Genomic DNA, 15,806 nt, shown 5'->3' with positions numbered 1-15,806 from the left:
TCTTGTATTTAGTTCGATTGTCTATAAAAGCCGACGCCAAGGTTGCGTAGCATACTCGTCAATGCGATCAGCGGCAAACCTGTGAGCGATGTGGGATCTTTGCTGGTAATTGATTCGATAATGGTAATGCCCAACCCTTCATTTTTTGCTGAACCTGCGCAATCATAGGGTTGCTCGATATGTAGATAAGCATCAAGCTCTTCATCAGGCAAATCTCGGAATTTCACTTCAGTTTGGCAATCGTAGATTTGGCATTGTAATGCGCTACCAATTTTATTAGCACGTCCATCAAAGACGCAAATTGCGGTATGAAAAATTACTAGCCTTCCACGCATAAATTGTAGCTGTCTTAATGCATTTTCGTGATTGCCTGGTTTGCCAATTTGAGCTCCGTCTACCGTGGCAACCTGATCTGATCCGATGACAATACTCTCAGGATTTGCCATTGCAATATGCATGGCCTTTTCTCGAGCTAGTCGAAGTGCAGTTTTTTCAGGGGTTTCGCCTTCAATTGGTGTTTCATCAATTTCTGGAGCAATTGCTACAAATTCTAATTGAAGTCGGGTTAGCAATTCTTGGCGATAGCGTGAACTTGAGGCTAGAATCAAATGCACGGTTTCATGCTCTAAGTTCGACTTGCCTTGCGAAATTGATATTTTGCTCATGGAATGTTAAAATTATGCAAGATTTCTTCGGAAAAATCACTTTTCTTCGGCCAAAACCGTGCTAAGGCTTTGACTATTAAGGTGTAATCCTGTTATTATCGCAGGTTTTCTGGGTCTAGAAATCCTATGCAAGCATTTGTTATTGACGCTTTTGCGTTTTGCCAAAATCATGAGCAGCGTGAAGGCAGTGCAAAAATTGCAGAATTTCCGCGTTTGCAAGCGGAATGCGTAAATGCTGAAGCTATAGTGAAATGGTCTTTGTCCGGTGGTTTTGATCAACTCGGACTCCCTCGCTTAAATTTAAGCGTAGAAACTCAGGTTGAATTGATGTGTCAGCGGTGTTTGACACCGTTTAAGTTTGATATCGATTCACATTCAGAATTAATTCTCGCCAAAAACGAAGAGCATGCTGATGAAATTGAAGGCATGCTCGAAGATGACGAGGTTGATGTAGTAGTAGGTAGCAAAACATTCAATGTCATAGAGTTGATAGAGGATGAGGCGCTGCTGGCAATACCCCAATCGCCCAAACATGCAGTATGCCCTGATGTAGTATTAGTTTCATCGAACCAATCAGAGGCAGCGAACAATGTAGATGCGGTAGATGCAGCGAGCACAGGTGGTAAAGTGTCTCCATTCGCTGTACTGAAGAAGTTGCAATGAGAAGTAAATGGGCGTACCTAGTGGCATTATTCTGAAAAAACACTCAGGTCGAAGTATTGTTAGGGATTCTTGAAAGGCAAACGAGGTTTGCTTGTCGATTCAAGTGTGTTAAATTTTAGAAACATTTTTTGAAGTATTAGGAGTTATCATGGCCGTTCAGCAAAATAAAAAATCACCATCTAAGCGTGGTATGCACCGTTCACACGATTTTCTGACTGCACCACAGTTGGGTATCGAGCCAACGACAGGTGAAACGCATTTGCGTCACCACATCAGCCCAAACGGTTTTTACCGTGGTCGTAAAGTTTTGAAAACTAAGAACGACGAGTAATACGTTCTTAGTGATAAAGCGGCGTTTTGAGTCTTGTACTTAACGCCGCTTTTTTTTATGCTCAAAAATGATTGGCATCATTGCTAATCTATTCTCAAATTCCTTTCATTTTTCCTTTTCATCGGCGCAAAATCAAAAATTGGCGTGATTGTTTGGCGCATTCTTGATAAGATTAGCCCCCTTGGAGTGGGAAAATTAGTAACATTACATGACAATAAAAATTTCAATTGACTGTATGGGTGGGGACTTTGGCCCAGCAGTCACAGTCGCAGCTGCCGTTTCTTTTGCATCTCGCGAGCCGGATGTCGCGTTTTTGTTAGTTGGAAACGAGGAAATTCTTAACGCAGAACTGAAGAAGTATTCTTATTTAAATCATCCTCGGATGACCGTTGTTCACGCCAGTGAAACGGTCGAGATGGACGATCCGATTGAGATTGCTTTGCGTCGCAAAAAAGATTCTTCTATGCGTATCGCCCTCATGAAAGTGAAAGAAGGCGAGGCACAAGCATGCGTCTCTGCTGGCAACACCGGTGCCTTAATGGCGGTATCGCGATATGTCTTAAAGACTATGAGTGGTGTAGATCGGCCAGCGATTTGCAGTATTTTGCCGAATCAGAAAAAACTTCCGACTTATATGCTCGACTTGGGCGCTAATGTCGACTGTGAGCCTTTGCATTTGCATCAATTTGCGATCATGGGGTCAGCACTGGTTTCTGCGTTGGAGGGCAAAGCTCGTCCAAGCATTGGTTTACTCAATGTCGGCGAGGAAGACATTAAAGGTAATGATGTCGTTAAAAAAACAGCGCAACTCTTGCGTGCAGATCATGAGCGTGGGCTGCTGAATTTTTATGGCAACGTTGAAGGTAATGATATTTTTAAAGGTACAACCGATATCGTTGTATGTGATGGCTTTGTCGGGAACGTGACACTAAAGGCGGTTGAGGGTTTGGGGCGTTTTGTGAAAACGACCATGACCGACGCATTCAAAAGTAATCCGCTTAACATCTTGGGTGCACTGATCGCTCGTGGTGCATTGAAGGCGATATCTAAAACAATGAACCCATCGAATTATAACGGTGGCAGCTTGTTAGGCTTGCGCGGCGTTGTGATTAAAAGCCATGGCAGCGCAGACAAATATAGTTATGAATGGGCTATACAGAGAGCCTTTGATGCGGTGAAAAATGATGTTTTGTCTCGCATCGCAACTTCCTTGGCGGAATTGATGCCAGCGTCCGAAGAGACGAGTAATTCCGATTTGAATCAAAATACTCCACAAGAAAACGCATGACATTTTTCAGTAAAATAATTGGCACAGGTAGCTACCTGCCGCCAAAGCGCGTCAGCAATCAGGAATTGGCTGACCAGCTTGCAGCTCGCGGAATTGAGACATCTGACGAGTGGATTGTTTCTCGAAGCGGGATTTCCGCGCGCCATTATGCCGAAGCTAATGTCAACTCAAGTGATCTTGGTGTTGAGGCTGCTAAGCGAGCACTAGAAGCTGCGGGCTTGCAGGCGAATGATATTGATTTAATTATTTTGGCGACTTCGACGCCTGATTTTTTGGGCGGATTCCCGAGTACGGCGTGTATCGTTCAGAATAAACTTGGCATTACCAATGGCGCTGCAGCGGTTGATGTTCAAGCGGTTTGCAGCGGATTTATTTATGCGATGGCGATGGCCGATAGCATGATCAAGTCTGGGACTCATCAAAAGGTCTTGATTATTGGTGCGGAAGTCTTCTCACGCATCTTGAATTTTGAAGATCGTACAACTTGCGTCCTGTTTGGAGATGGTGCTGGTGCGATTGTAATGGCGCGCTCTGAAGAGCCCGGTGTTTTGGCGACAAAGCTACATGCTGATGGAAGTCAATCTCACGTATTGTGTGTTCCTGGTCATGTCAATGGCGGAGTGGTAGCAGGTAGTGCCTTCTTATATATGGACGGGCAAGCGGTGTTTAAATTAGCGGTGACCGTCTTAGAGAAAGTCGCCAATGAAGCTTTGGAGATCGCAGGTCTCACTGCAGATCAGGTTGATTGGTTAATCCCGCATCAGGCGAATATTCGCATCATGCAAAGCACCGCGAAGAAACTGCAATTGCCGATGGACAAAGTTGTGGTCACTGTTGATCAGCATGGAAATACGTCGGCGGCATCTATCCCGTTGGCGTTAGATGCTGCAATCCGTGATGGTCGTGTCAAAGCAGGTCAAATAGTGATGCTCGAAGGTGTCGGTGGCGGTTTTACTTGGGGTGCAGCGCTAGTAAAAATGTAGGCCTTTTGCGTACGCTTTACTGCTTTCTGTGTTCAATTAATTATTAAACTAAACGAAGAATATGACTCAATTTGCATTTGTATTTCCAGGTCAAGGTTCGCAAGCCATTGGTATGCTCAATGGTTTTGCAGGCAATGCTGTCGTTCAGCAGACTGTGCAAGAAGCCTCTGATGCTTTGCAGATGGATTTGGCAAAACTGATTGCCGAAGGTCCAAAAGAAGATTTGGATTTGACGACAAATACGCAACCAGTAATGTTGACTGCTGCCGTCGCTTGCTATCGCGCTTGGATAGCTGCTGGCGGTAATGCACCGAGAATCGTTGCGGGTCATAGCCTTGGCGAATACTCTGCCTTGGTTGCTGCTGGCGTGATTGCTTTTAAAGATGCAGTCCCACTGGTGCGATTCCGCGCCCAAGCTATGCAAAATGCAGTACCTGTCGGACAGGGGGGGATGGCTGCTATTTTGGGTTTGTCAGATGCCGAAGTGATTTCCGCATGTTCTGAGGCCGCTGCAGCCACTTCGTCTGTCGTTGAGGCGGTAAATTTTAATGCGCCTGCGCAAGTTGTTATTGCGGGTAGCAAGGCAGCAGTGGAGCGCGCTTGTGAATTGGCGAAAGAAAAAGGTGCTAAGCGTGCTTTGCCATTGCCAGTTTCCGCTCCGTTCCACTCTTCTCTATTAAAGCCAGCTTCTGATCAATTGCGCGATTACTTAGCAAACTTGTCGTTCGCCGCGTCTGCAATTCCATTGGTAAATAATGTTGATGTAGCTATTGTGACTGATCCTGCTTTGATTAAGGATGCCTTGGTTCGTCAAGCTGCAAGTCCTGTTCGTTGGGTTGAGTCGGTTAATGCAATTGCCGCATCAGGTGTGACGCATCTAATCGAATGTGGTCCAGGTAAGGTATTGGCAGGCCTGACAAAGCGTATTAATAGCGATTTAGTGGGTGAGGCGTTTTATGATCAAGAGACATTGGATAAAGTCTTGACGTTGGTAAGTGCAGCTTAATTAACGTTAGTAGAAAACTAAAAAGATTAAATTAATTTTGGATGGGCAAAAAATGACGCAACAATTGGCAAATCAAGTCGCTTTGGTCACTGGCGCATCGCGCGGAATTGGTAAAGCAATCGCGGTGGCATTGGCTCAGGCTGGCGCTAAAGTGATTGGTACAGCAACATCCGAGTCTGGCGCTCAAGCGATCACTAGCTATTTGCAGGAAATCGGTGTGGAAGCAGGGAAGGGTGTCGTGTTTAATGTTAACGACATTGAACGTAGCTCAACTTTGGTCGACGAGATTCAAAAGGAATTTGGTAGTTTGTCGATTTTAGTGAATAACGCTGGTATCACTCAAGATCAATTAGCTATGCGCATGAAGGAAGATGATTGGGATAGTGTGATCTCTACCAATTTAAACTCAGTTGCGCGCCTGTCTCGCGCGGTGTTGCGTGGCATGATGAAAGCCAGACATGGTCGCATCATTAATATTACTTCTGTGGTCGGTTCTTCTGGCAATCCTGGTCAAATGAATTATGCAGCCGCTAAAGCGGGTGTCGCTGGTATGAGCCGCGCCCTCGCACTGGAAATTGGTAGTCGGAATATTACTGTGAACTGTATCGCCCCAGGCTTTATCGACACTGACATGACTAAAGCACTGACAGATGATCAAAAAGCTGCAATTCTAGGACAAATTCCTATGGGTAAATTGGGCCAGCCAGAGGATATTGGTGCTGCAACTGTATTTTTGGCATCTTCAGGCGCAGGATATATCACCGGAACGACCTTGCATGTCAACGGTGGAATGTATTTGTGTTAATGGATTTGATGTATAATAAATGTTTTTCGCTGAAATTAAGCGGAGATATGACTTGAGCACCTAAAAATGCTTTTTTTGCGCGCAAACCTGATAAAATGCGCGCACTTTCTGTAACCACTAATGGAGACATACATGTCCGATATCGAACAACGCGTTAAGAAAATCGTCGCTGAGCAACTTGGTGTGCCAGAAGCCGACATCAAAATCGAATCTTCCTTCGTGGATGATTTGGGCGCTGACTCTCTCGACACAGTTGAGCTGGTAATGGCACTCGAAGATGAATTCGAAATGGAAATCCCTGACGAACAAGCAGAAAAAATCACGACAGTAAAACAAGCTATCGACTACGCAACTGCGCACGTCAAAGCTTAATTCCGTCGGATAGCTTTTTAAATTCCAGGAGAGACGCTTGAGCCTCACGAGTAAACGTCGAGTTGTAATTACTGGCCTTGGTTGTGTGTCTCCTGTCGGCAATAATATTGCCGACACATGGGCTGCCATCCTCGCCGGCAAATCTGGTATCGCTACGATCACCAAGTTTGATGCAACACCTTTCTCCACTCACTTTGCGGGTGAGGTGAAAGGCTTCAATATCGAAGACTACATTCCAGCAAAAGAAGCGCGCAATATGGATACATTTATCCATTACGGTATCGCGGCTGGAGTGCAGGCTTTTCAGGATTCTGGTCTCACTGTCACAGAAGAAAATGCAGATCGCATTGGCGTGATCGTGGGCTCTGGTATCGGTGGCTTGCCATTGATCGAAGAAACTAAGGAAGTGTTGATGGCGCGCGGACCGCGTCGTATTACACCTTTCTTTGTGCCTGCATCTATCATTAATATGATTTCCGGTAATTTGTCGATTAAGTATGGATTGAAAGGTCCTAACTTGGCGATCGTTACTGCTTGCACGACTGGTTTGCATTGTATTGGTAACGCTGCTCGTATGATTGAGTACGGTGATGCCGATGTGATGATTGCTGGTGGTGCGGAGTCAACCATCTCACCTCTGGGCTTGGGTGGTTTTGCGTCTGCGCGTGCATTGTCTTCTCGTAATGATGATCCATCCACTGCTTCTCGGCCATGGGATAAAGACCGTGATGGTTTTGTTCTAGGTGAGGGGGCTGGTGTTATGGTCTTGGAGGAGTATGAGCATGCGAAAGCGCGTGGCGCTAGAATTTATGCTGAAGTCATGGGCTTCGGTATGAGTGGCGACGCTTATCATATTACGACTCCGACTGTTGATGGTCCACGACGTAGTATGTTGGGTGCATTGAAAAATGCAGGCCTGAACACTGATCAAATCAGCTACTTGAACGCACACGGCACTTCTACACCACTGGGTGATAAGAATGAAACCGATGCAATCAAAGCAGCTTTTGGCGATCATGCTTATAAGATGACAATTAATTCGACGAAGTCGATGACTGGTCACTTATTAGGTGGCGCTGGTGGCTTAGAGTCAGTATTGTCTGTTCTTGCGGTTCATCATCAAGTTTCTCCACCAACGATCAATATCATTAATCAAGATCCCGAGTGCGATCTCGACTACTGTGCGAACGTTGCCCGTGAAATGCCGATTCAATATGCAATGAAGAACTCGTTCGGTTTTGGTGGGACAAACGGCACACTAATCTTCGGAAAAGTTTAAACACAAGCGATTGTAGATTGTTGCAATTGAATTAAAATAAACACCACATATTTAATGTGGTGTTTTTTTTTGCCTTTCTCTTATGAAATCCGATCTACGAATTCGCGTTAAGACTTCAGCATGCCTGCGTAGCGCAATTGGCTTGATGTTGTTTCTGTCAGTTGCAGTGATCGCTTACTTGAGTTTGTTTGATGTTTCTTGGTTTGTATTTGGGCTTATTTTACTTACGTCGATCGTCTACTTTAACTTTGAGCAAATCAAGCAGATATTTTGCGATCGTCTGTTATGGGAGCTTTGTGTTCGCCAAGACTTTACATTGCAACTGAGGGAGTTTGAATCAGATGGTGAAACATTGTTAAATCAGTTTGTGGTGATTGAGCAGAGTAGTAAAGCTTGGTCTTTCTTCGTTTTATTGCATTTGCGTAGCGAAACGGGACGATGTTTTTACTTGGCCGTGTTACCAGATGCTTTGAGTTATTCAGATTTTCGTCGGTTAAAGGTTATCGTACGTTTCGCACGCCAGAGACAGGCCTCTAATATACTTGCGTTAGATCAACTGTAAAAAATGAACTTTTAAAAATGGCTTTTGTCATAGTTCTGTGAGAAAGACTTAGAGCAGGGCCATAACAATAAATGCACAAATGGGAATAACGGCGTGACGACAGAGCGCGAGATTGATCAATTACTGGTTGAGCGCGTTCAACAAGGTGATAAAAGGGCATTTGAGCTTCTCGTTTCCAAATATCAAAGGAAACTATTTCGGCTCGTGTCTCGTCTCGTCCATGATCATGCAGAGGCAGAGGATGTGGTCCAAGAAGCATTTATTAAGGCATATCGTGCATTAGCGAATTTTCGAGGTGATTCAGCGTTTTACACTTGGCTCTATCGAATTGGAATTAATACGGCGAAAAACTATCTCGTCACACAAGGGCGAAGAGCGCCAACTTCGACAGATTCGGATATAGACGAAGCCGAGAGCTTTAATGATGCAGATGGACTAAGAGATATCAATACGCCGGAATCTTTATTGGCTAGCAAACAAATCGCTAATACCGTTAATGCCGTAATGCAGTCTCTGCCAGAAGAGTTACGTAATGCCATTACATTGCGTGAGATTGAAGGGCTTAGTTACGATGAAATCGCAGAGGTCATGCTTTGCCCGATCGGCACTGTTCGCAGTCGAATTTTTAGAGCGCGTGAAGCGATCGCAGAGAAATTGAGACCATTGATTGGTACAGCGATCGATCAGCGTTGGTAATGCAAAATCTCAGAACAAATAGAAACGAATTAAATCAGCCGGGGAAGTTAAGATGGAAACCAAGATCAACACTAACACTAGCATCTCAAGCGCCGTGGATGGCGAATTGAATGATGCGCAGTTGGATGCATTGCTGGGGCAAATGCGCCAAGATCCGGACCGTCAATTACTGCGCTCTTGGAGCGAATATCATCAAATTGGCGATATTTTGCGTTCGGAAGACCTCGATGTGTCTATGAGCCCAGATTTTTCGCGAAAGATAATGGCGCGCCTTGAGACTGAGCCGGTATTGTTTGCGCCAAAAAGTATCGAGAAGGCGACTAGTGACCAGCAAACTTTAGGACGTGCGAGAACTTCTCGCTATATGGCGATGACCAGCATAGCTGCAGCGGTGATGGTTGCTTTTGTGATGGCGCCTCAGATTATTTCGAGCATAAATGGACCTGGGCAGGAATCAGCAGTGGTTGCTAAAGCTGAAAACGTCGATACCTTTGGTTCCAATATCAAGCTCGCTTCTAATAGTAGCGTCCCGACTTCGTCGTCAAATACAGGAACCCCAAATACCATGTCAGGTAATTCTAAAGATATGGAATTTGCCCCTAAACTTGAAGATCAAGTTGAAATGTTGCGTGATCCTCGCCTTGACAGTTATTTGCAGGCGCACCAAAAGGTTTCTCCGACTCTGGAGAGTGGTGCCCGACATATCCAAAAAGCAAACGTTGTTCCAACACCCATTGAGAAATAGGCTATGTTCCAACGCTTGGTATATCGATTAGGGGTCTTCTTTTTAAGTGGTATTTTGCCACTTGTCGCCTTTGCGCAATCGAATCCAGATGATGCCGAGATGGGTAAGTTGCTGCAGTCGATACAATCGGCTGCGAGAAAACTGAGTTACTCAGGTACGTTCGTATATCAACAAGGAAACCAGATACGTACTTCACGTATCACCCATGGATATGATGGTGATGTTGAAGTTGAGAAACTGGAAATCTTGGATGGAAAGCCACGTGAATATGTTCGTCGCAATGGCGAGGTAAATTGTTATTTGCCCGAAAGTAAAACAATTCAAGTGGAAAAAAATCTGACACAAGAAGAGTTTCCTGCATTGCTCAACGAGAGCGCTAACTTGTTGCCGCAATCTTACTTGATACGAAAAGCGCAAATGAGCCGTGTCGCAGGTGCCGAGTGCCAAGTTTTAAGTTTGCAGCCCAAAGACTCTTCTCGTTATGGATTTAAGTTGTGCGTTGAAAAGAATACGAATCTTTTACTCGGGATTCAAACACTCAATCCTCGTCAAGAGGTTATTGAACAGATCGCCTTTACACAAGTTAGTATTGGAGATATTGATAAATCACGTTTGAAACCAAGTTATTCCGGTATTGCCAATTGGAAAACGGAGTATCTGACAGTGAAAGCCAATGTCAATTCTGGCTGGTCAGTGAAATCTTTACCTGCCGGTTACAAAAAGACTCTTGAAACTCGTCGATTAATACCTATGTCAGCATCTGCGGCGGGTAACGACAGTAATGTTGTCAAGTCTCATGAAGTCGTACAAATGATGTTTTCAGATGGCTTGTCTACTTTCTCGGTGTTTATTGAACCTAATTTGGGAAATCGTACAGAGGGCAGTCTACAACAAGGGGCGATGACAATCACCTCAAAACGTCTTGGCGAACATTGGTTGACAGTAGTAGGGGAAGTACCATCAGCTGCAATTAAACAAGTGGTGAGTTCAATTCAATTCAAAAAATAGGGTAAATGCATAACGGTGACAATATGAAAAATATTCGATCTCTTCCTGTTGAAAAACACATTTCTATTTTAATTTCCTCCCTTTTAATTAGTGCTTCTGTTTTCGCTGGTATTAGCCACTTCAGTACTTCGAGTGATGCGATAGCGCAGGTGCCTACAACTGCGCAGCAGAGTCAAGCGCCGGTATTGGTCACTGGTTTGCCTGATTTTACGCAACTGGTTGAAAAAACCAGCCCCGCGGTGGTCAATATTCGCACCACCCAAAAAGTATCTCAGGCTCAAAACGATCCATTTGCCGATGATGACCAAGCTCAAGAGATGCTACGTCGTTTCTTTGGCATTCCAGCCCCGACACAACCGAATCCTCGTAACCGGCGCCAGGCACCGAAACAATTAGAGCAAGAGGTTCCTCGTGGAGTTGGTTCAGGTTTCATCGTGTCGCAAGATGGATATGTGCTAACCAATACACATGTGGTTGATGGGGCTTCTGAGGTCTATGTCAAACTCAATGATAAGCGTGAGTTTAAGGCCAAGGTCATTGGAAGTGATCGTCGTACTGATGTTGCAGTATTGAAGATCGAAGGAAGTAAGTTGCCAAAAATGGCAATTGGTGACTCTGACAAAATTCGTGCTGGCGAGTGGGTAATTGCCATTGGCTCACCTTTTGATCTAGACAACACGGTAACTGCAGGCATCATTTCTTCTAAGGCTCGTGATACTGGGGACTTCCTTCCTTTAATTCAAACAGACGTGGCTGTTAATCCTGGCAATTCTGGTGGCCCATTGATCAATATGCGCGGCGAAGTGATTGGCATCAATTCACAAATTTACAGCCGCTCTGGCGGTTATATGGGAATTTCGTTCGCGATCCCGATCGATGAGGCGATGCGCGTTGTGGAGCAGCTGAAATCTACGGGGACTGTTTCCCGTGGACGTTTGGGCGTCGAAATCGCGGATCTAAGCAAAGAGGTTGCTGAGTCTCTCGGGTTGAGCAAACAGCAAGGAGCTTTGATTGCTCGGGTTGAGGCTGGTGGCCCAGCTGATAAAGCTGGTTTACAGGATGGTGATGTGATATTGAAATTTAATGGTATCGCAATCGAAAAACGTACAGATTTACCGCGTGTGGTTGGCGGCACTAAGCCAGGTACCAAGGCAAATGTGGTGATCTGGCGTAAAGGCGCTCAGAAAGAAATTTCCGCTATCGTTGGCGAAGCTGAGCCCGATAAAGCAAGTGCTAAGCCAGAGAAAAGATCAAAGAAGGAAAGTGCTGAGAATATTCTTGGGTTAACAGTTTCCGACTTAACAGATGCGCAAAAACGAGCAGTACCAAATGCGGCGGGTGTTGTAATCGAAAGCGTTGAAGGTGCAGCAGCCTTAAGCGGATTGCGTCCCGGCGATGTCATCTTGATGATCAATAATGTTGATATAAAAGATGCGAAACAATTCGAATCGATTGCGGCGAAGTTGGATGCCAAGAAGCCAGTGGTTCTCTTGGTTCGATCAGGTCAGTCTTCACAATTCGTTGTCATCCGCCCAGTGCAATAGATTAAGTTAGTTTGTTTGAAAAAAACCGCAGCTCTTCTCGGACTGCGGTTTTTTTATGGTGAGACAGAGCACTGGGTGTTTCTGCGCGGTGGGCTTATAATTCGGGCTTAAACCCTCTTCAAAACCACTGGCTCTGTTCGTTAAGTATGTTTCAATTTACACTTTATTCTCGCAGTTACTGTCACCTCTGCCAAGACATGCTTGATCAACTTCATGTTGCATTAGGAGATGTGGTTCATACGATTGAGGTCGTGGATATCGATTGCGTAGGAAATGAGGAGTTCCTCGAAGTTTATGATGAATTAGTTCCCGTATTAATGGTGAGCCCTGAAGGCGGGCCGAGGCAAAAGTTATGTCATTATTTTCTCGACTTGCCTGCATTACATTTATTCCTAAACGAATCAAAGGAAGTGTTCCAACATGGCACAAAATGAGACGATGTCCTTGTTCGACTTCATCGATGAAAACGAAGTTATTTGTGGAGTCGATGAGGCTGGTCGAGGCCCTTTGGCGGGCCCAGTGACTGCCGCAGCGGTTATCCTTGATCCACGAAGACCAATTGAAGGTTTGCGAGATTCAAAAAAACTCAGTGAAACACAACGCGATGCACTGGCGATCGAGATCAAAGAAAAAGCTTTAGCATGGTCAATCGCTGAATGCTCAGAGCAGGAAATTGACGATCTCAACATCCTACAAGCCACAATGTTGGCAATGCGTAGGGCTGTAGAGGGCTTGAAGATTACGCCAAGCTTGGCGCTGATTGATGGCAACCGATGTCCGGTGATGCCGGTTCGTTCCGAGGCCATTGTGAAGGGCGACGATAAGGTTCCTGCGATTTCAGCAGCCTCGATTTTAGCGAAAACCGCTCGTGATCATTTACTTGCAAAGTTGCACGAGCAGTACCCACAATATGCCCTAGACCAGCATAAAGGATATCCAACAGCACTACACCTTGCTCGCCTCAAGGAATTTGGTGTTTCGCCCATCCATCGCAAGTCCTATGGCCCAGTGAAAGCCCTCCTGAAAGAATCAATATGAAGCAAATTACGTCGCGAGACAACGCGCTGTTCAAGGAGCTCAAACACCTTGCAACCAACGCCAACGCACGGCGTAAAAGCGGAAAGACGCTCTTAGATGGCGCCCACTTATGCCAAGCCTATTTGCAGCATCGTGGTGGCCCCGAGTTATGCATCGTATCCGAATCAAGTTTGCAGAATTCAGAGGTACAGCAAATTATCGCTGAATGCGAAAAGCAAAACGCTAAAGTAGTCGCTTTGCCTGACTCCTTATATCAAGCCATCAGTCAAGTAGATAACGGAGTAGGTTTAGTATTTGTCGCTAACGCTCCGAGTGCCACCATAGCCGGACCTTTGGCGTTGGACGCAGTGTTACTTGATGGGCTGCAAGACCCAGGAAACCTTGGTTCGATTTTGCGCAGCGCTGCTGCTGCAGGAATTAAACAAGTTTATTGTGGTGAGGGAACAGCATCAGCTTGGTCACCTAAAGTCTTGCGGGCAGGTATGGGAGCCCATTTTTTACTTGAAATTTTTGAATCGGTTGATCTTCAAACCTTAATAAAAGAAAGCTCAATTCCTGTCTTTGCAACGAGCTCGCATACGACAACTAACATTTACCAAGCTAATTTGACTCAACCATTGGCATGGCTTTTTGGACACGAGGGGCAAGGAGTCTCGCAAAATCTGATGGCCTTGGCGCATGCAGTTGTCACTATCCCGCAGAGAGCAGAAATTGAGTCATTGAACGTTGCTGCAAGTGGCGCTATTTGCTTTTTTGAGCAGGTTCGGCAGCGATTAAAGTAGGATAAGGTGGTCGTCGCTAGATTTGGAGTGCCCAATAGCACACTGACCATGATTTGCCGTGTTCGCATTTCTCGAGGGGAATACTGAGATTTACTTCGAAAGTTAATGTTAGTTTTTGTATAAAAACTGTATCCAAAAAAGCTGCACGATATTAGAATACGAATACATTGTTAATTTTACATTTTTCTTTGCGCATTGATTATTTTTGCACCAAGTTATTCATTAATTTGGGGCATTTTCTAATTTTTACGCTCGTGTTTATTTCGTTTTAGCATAATTTAGGTATCGTTCACATGGCAAATTCCACTATTCCATTTCAACCAAAAACAGTCATTGAATTTCCTTACACTGGTGATTATCGTATCGATGTGATGCTTTACGATTTAAGTAAGCGTTGGAGTAAGCCAGGTGAGGCGGTGACGCTGACTTATAGTTTTACTTTTCTTGGTTTTGATAAGCCCAATCCGAGCGACCCAAACGGTTATTCTCAGTTTACCGAGCAACAGCGAATAGCAACTCGCGAGATTTTGAAAAATATCTCACAGCAAGTGGGGATCACCTTTGTCGAAAAAGACGAGGCAAAAGGTGAAACTGGAGTACTTCGTTTTGGAAATAGCTACCAGAAGGATAGCCTCGGTGAGACGCAAGTGCAAATTCCAGTTTTTGCTAGCGTTTATTTGAATGGCTACGACATCGGCGGTTTGACAGATTTTGTGCCTGGTGAACAAAATTACTCAACACTAATCCACGAGATTGGGCACGCACTTGGTTTGAAACACCCCGGCGACTATAACGGCTACGCCGGCTCATCTAAGCAAAAAGGAAATTATTTAGCGACAAGTGAAGATACGACCCTAGTATCGGTTATGTCCTATATTTCTGGCCCACAAAAACAGGAACGCGATTTCTTCGGTAAGTTTGATATCCTCGCTTTACGCTATCTATACGGTAGTGTCGCCTATCATACGCAAAACGATACCTACGAATATTCTGATCTCGATGGGCGAGTCTTGAAGATTATTGTTGATGATGGTGGCATCGATACCATCAAGGTATCGAGTGCAAGCGTCGGTGCAAAAATAGATTTGACTCCAGGCGGTAGCTCATCTATCGGATTAACTCGCTATGACTCGGTGGCCAAAGACAATTTATCAATTGCCTTTGATGCAAAAATTGAAAACGTGATCGGAAGTGCCTATAACGACTCCATCATTTTGAATGACGAAGCGAACGTTATTGATGGCGGAAATGGCATTGATACTGTCAAATTGGCGACATCAAGGCTTCAATCAAAATTAACAAAATCGGTTGACGAAAACGGCAAGACCGTCGTCACCGTCGCAGATCAAATTAAACCGCAAAATATTGATAAGTTGACTTCTGTAGAAACGATTCAGTTTGCGGACATGACAATCGATGCTGCTGCGGCAGAAATCGCGCGATCCATATCTGCGACCGCAGTACAAAAGATAATCGAATTGTATATTGCATATTTTAACCGCGTGCCAGACTCCGGCGGAATGAACTACTGGATGACTCAATACAAGAATGGCGTGAGCATCGAAAAAATCGGTGAGTCATTTTATGCTGCAGCGATTAGTCCAACCTTTAGTGCACTCACAGGTTATTCTTCCGCAATGGGTGATGAGGCGTTTGTACGTACCATTTACAAGAATGTTTTGGGGCGTACGGAAGTTGATCAAGAAGGGCTCAACTATTGGACTAAAGCACTGGCTTTACCAGCAGGTACAAAAGGCGCAGAAACTCGTGGCACGCTTATTGATACTATCCTCAGTGCAGCTCATAGTTTCAAAGGTAAGGCTGATTTTGGCTATGTGGCAGATTTGTTGGACAATAAATTCGCTGTGGGCAAATATTTTTCTCTGGACCAGGGAATTAGTTACAACACCCCAGAAGAGACCTATCAAAAGGCGGTCAAAATTGCTGAGGCTGTCACTGCAACTGATACTCAGGCAGCGATTAAGTTAATCGGCGTAGCAGATTTGGATTTTGCTTTGTAAATGGATGCTATAAACGCT

18 protein-coding genes are annotated in these 15,806 nt (G+C 44.9%); 17 read left to right on the top strand and 1 reads right to left on the bottom strand.

Going from position 1 to position 15,806, the window contains the following annotated elements; translation table 11 throughout:
• Positions 1 to 8: 8 nt before the first annotated feature.
• Positions 9 to 665 (bottom strand): Maf family nucleotide pyrophosphatase, encoded by a 657-nt coding sequence (locus H8K36_RS01765; protein WP_186915370.1) that lies wholly within the window; start codon positions 663 to 665, stop codon positions 9 to 11.
• A 126-nt stretch (positions 666 to 791) separates the two neighbouring features.
• Between H8K36_RS01765 and H8K36_RS01760 the strand changes: the two genes are divergently transcribed.
• From H8K36_RS01760 to H8K36_RS01680, 17 genes are all read left to right on the top strand, one after another.
• Positions 792 to 1,328, top strand: a complete 537-nt coding sequence (locus H8K36_RS01760) for a YceD family protein (protein WP_186915371.1) — start codon at positions 792 to 794, stop codon at positions 1,326 to 1,328.
• Positions 1,329 to 1,476: 148 nt separating this feature from the next.
• Positions 1,477 to 1,659, top strand: a complete 183-nt coding sequence (rpmF, locus tag H8K36_RS01755) for a 50S ribosomal protein L32 (RefSeq protein WP_162018712.1) — start codon at positions 1,477 to 1,479, stop codon at positions 1,657 to 1,659.
• A gap of 208 nt (positions 1,660 to 1,867) precedes the next feature.
• Positions 1,868 to 2,947: a phosphate acyltransferase PlsX gene (gene plsX / locus H8K36_RS01750; RefSeq protein ID WP_186915372.1), complete on the top strand. Its 1,080-nt coding sequence runs from the start codon at positions 1,868 to 1,870 to the stop codon at positions 2,945 to 2,947.
• Complete coding sequence (locus tag H8K36_RS01745) at positions 2,944 to 3,930, top strand: beta-ketoacyl-ACP synthase III (protein ID WP_186915373.1); 987 nt, start codon at positions 2,944 to 2,946, stop codon at positions 3,928 to 3,930. Before plsX ends, H8K36_RS01745 begins: the two co-directional genes overlap by 4 nt.
• 61 nt (positions 3,931 to 3,991) lie before the next feature.
• A complete protein-coding gene (gene fabD / locus H8K36_RS01740) occupies positions 3,992 to 4,936 on the top strand; it encodes an ACP S-malonyltransferase (protein ID WP_186915374.1) in 945 nt (314 codons plus the stop codon).
• Between the two features lie 52 nt (positions 4,937 to 4,988).
• Positions 4,989 to 5,741: a 3-oxoacyl-ACP reductase FabG gene (gene fabG, locus H8K36_RS01735; protein WP_186915375.1), complete on the top strand. Its 753-nt coding sequence runs from the start codon at positions 4,989 to 4,991 to the stop codon at positions 5,739 to 5,741.
• A gap of 132 nt (positions 5,742 to 5,873) precedes the next feature.
• Positions 5,874 to 6,113, top strand: a complete 240-nt coding sequence (acpP, locus tag H8K36_RS01730) for an acyl carrier protein (RefSeq protein WP_186915376.1) — start codon at positions 5,874 to 5,876, stop codon at positions 6,111 to 6,113.
• 37 nt (positions 6,114 to 6,150) lie between these two features.
• Positions 6,151 to 7,392 carry a beta-ketoacyl-ACP synthase II gene (gene fabF, locus H8K36_RS01725; RefSeq protein ID WP_186915377.1) on the top strand — a complete coding sequence of 414 codons (1,242 nt, stop codon included), beginning with the start codon at positions 6,151 to 6,153 and terminating at the stop codon, positions 7,390 to 7,392.
• 82 nt (positions 7,393 to 7,474) lie between these two features.
• Complete coding sequence (locus H8K36_RS01720) at positions 7,475 to 7,954, top strand: protein YgfX (RefSeq protein ID WP_186915378.1); 480 nt, start codon at positions 7,475 to 7,477, stop codon at positions 7,952 to 7,954.
• 93 nt (positions 7,955 to 8,047) lie between these two features.
• Entirely contained in the window at positions 8,048 to 8,650 is a 603-nt protein-coding gene (gene rpoE, locus H8K36_RS01715; RefSeq protein WP_186915379.1) for an RNA polymerase sigma factor RpoE, read from the top strand.
• A 52-nt stretch (positions 8,651 to 8,702) separates the two neighbouring features.
• A complete protein-coding gene (locus H8K36_RS01710) occupies positions 8,703 to 9,395 on the top strand; it encodes a sigma-E factor negative regulatory protein (RefSeq protein WP_186915380.1) in 693 nt (230 codons plus the stop codon).
• A 3-nt stretch (positions 9,396 to 9,398) separates the two neighbouring features.
• Positions 9,399 to 10,403: a MucB/RseB C-terminal domain-containing protein gene (locus H8K36_RS01705; RefSeq protein WP_186915381.1), complete on the top strand. Its 1,005-nt coding sequence runs from the start codon at positions 9,399 to 9,401 to the stop codon at positions 10,401 to 10,403.
• 23 nt (positions 10,404 to 10,426) lie between these two features.
• Positions 10,427 to 11,947 (top strand): DegQ family serine endoprotease, encoded by a 1,521-nt coding sequence (locus tag H8K36_RS01700; protein WP_186915382.1) that lies wholly within the window; start codon positions 10,427 to 10,429, stop codon positions 11,945 to 11,947.
• 146 nt (positions 11,948 to 12,093) lie between these two features.
• Positions 12,094 to 12,381 carry a glutaredoxin family protein gene (locus H8K36_RS01695; RefSeq protein WP_186915383.1) on the top strand — a complete coding sequence of 96 codons (288 nt, stop codon included), beginning with the start codon at positions 12,094 to 12,096 and terminating at the stop codon, positions 12,379 to 12,381.
• Positions 12,368 to 12,985, top strand: coding sequence for a ribonuclease HII (gene rnhB / locus H8K36_RS01690; protein ID WP_186915384.1), 618 nt, complete (start codon positions 12,368 to 12,370; stop codon positions 12,983 to 12,985). Before H8K36_RS01695 ends, rnhB begins: the two co-directional genes overlap by 14 nt.
• Entirely contained in the window at positions 12,982 to 13,767 is a 786-nt protein-coding gene (locus tag H8K36_RS01685) for a TrmH family RNA methyltransferase (protein WP_186915385.1), read from the top strand. Before rnhB ends, H8K36_RS01685 begins: the two co-directional genes overlap by 4 nt.
• 293 nt (positions 13,768 to 14,060) lie before the next feature.
• Positions 14,061 to 15,788: a DUF4214 domain-containing protein gene (locus H8K36_RS01680; RefSeq protein WP_186915386.1), complete on the top strand. Its 1,728-nt coding sequence runs from the start codon at positions 14,061 to 14,063 to the stop codon at positions 15,786 to 15,788.
• Positions 15,789 to 15,806 lie beyond the last annotated feature (18 nt).

Source organism: Affinundibacterium nitidum (assembly GCF_014284155.1).
In the GTDB taxonomy this organism is placed as follows: Bacteria; Pseudomonadota; Gammaproteobacteria; order Burkholderiales; family Burkholderiaceae_D; genus Undibacterium; species Undibacterium nitidum.
This window is presented reverse-complemented; position numbering and strand designations above follow the sequence as displayed.